General features: G+C 42.4%; 1 protein-coding gene. It reads left to right on the top strand.

Annotated elements, in window-relative coordinates; translation table 11 throughout:
- Window positions 1-657 (top strand): methyl-accepting chemotaxis protein (locus ACWIUO_RS13820; RefSeq protein ID WP_454178464.1); only part of this gene is annotated, 657 nt, incomplete at its 5' end.
- Window positions 658-675 lie beyond the last annotated feature (18 nt).

Genomic DNA, 675 nt, shown 5'->3' with positions numbered 1-675 from the left:
GAGATTCCAAACGCTAAAGGTAGAGTAGAAGTCGTTACAAACACGCTAGGTGCAGAAGTAAGAAAAATGCTAAAAACTTCACTAAACTTTGCAAACTCTCTAAATGAGCAAAGTAGCAAGCTAGAGCAAGCCGTAGCCTCTCTTACCCAAAGCTCAAACTCTCAAGCCACAAGCCTAGAGCAAACCGCCACCGCAGTAGAAGAAATCACCTCTTCTATGCAAAATGTATCCCAAAGAAGCAATGAAGTCATAAACCAAACAGAAGACATTAGAAATGTCATAGGTATCATACGAGACATCGCAGACCAGACAAACCTACTAGCTCTAAATGCAGCGATTGAAGCAGCTAGAGCAGGTGAGCACGGCAGAGGGTTTGCCGTAGTCGCAGATGAAGTGCGAAAGCTAGCAGAGCGCACAGGAAAATCACTAGGCGAAATAGAAGCAAATACAAATTTGCTAGTGCAATCCATCAACGATATGGCAGAATCTATCAAAGAGCAAACCACAGGTATCACCCAAATAAATGACGCAATCACTAGCCTAGAGAGCGTAACCCAAGAAAATGTAAGCATAGCCAACGCTAGCTCACAAATCTCTACAAGTGTATCCAATATCGCCAAAGCCATACTAGATGACGCAAATAAGAAAAAATGCTAAATACTAGCAATGGTGTTT

The organism is Helicobacter sp. T3_23-1056, assembly GCF_053654535.1.
This window is presented reverse-complemented; position numbering and strand designations above follow the sequence as displayed.